The 437-nt window shown below is 80.8% G+C and carries 1 pseudogene; it reads right to left on the bottom strand.

What is annotated here, in order from left to right:
* Nucleotides 1–422 (bottom strand): annotated as a pseudogene (locus GT042_RS39630) (ribonuclease E/G); the annotation flags it as partial.
* Between the last annotated feature and the right edge of the window lie 15 nt (nucleotides 423–437).

Raw genomic sequence — 437 nt, forward strand, 5'->3', positions numbered from 1 at the left:
GCCTCGGGCTCCCGCTCGGGCTGCTTGGCGGGCTCCGGCTTCCTGGTGGCCCTGACGGGCTGCGGCTCCGGCTCCGGCGTGGAGACGGGCTGGGAGGCGGCGGGGGTGGTCTCCGGCGCGGCGGCCCTGCGGCGCGTACGGCCCCGGGTGGCGGCCTTGCCGGCTGCCTCGACCTGGGCCTCGTCGGCGCTGATCTGGGCGACGGCGTCCTCGGGCAGGCTCTCGCCGGCCACGGGCTCGTTCTCGTCGGGGACTGCTGCGGAGGTCGCTTCGGCTGCCGCCTCGGGCGCCGGGGCACCGGCGGGCGCGGTGGCCCTGCGGGTGGCGCGGCGGCGCGGGCGGGCGGCGGGCGCCGCGTCCTCGGCGGGAGTCCCGGCCGCGCTGTCCGCCGGGCTCACGGCTGCTTCGGGTACGTCGGCCACAGCGGCCTCGTCCTG

This window comes from Streptomyces sp. SID3212 (assembly GCF_009865405.1).
GTDB lineage: Bacteria > Actinomycetota > Actinomycetes > Streptomycetales > Streptomycetaceae > Streptomyces.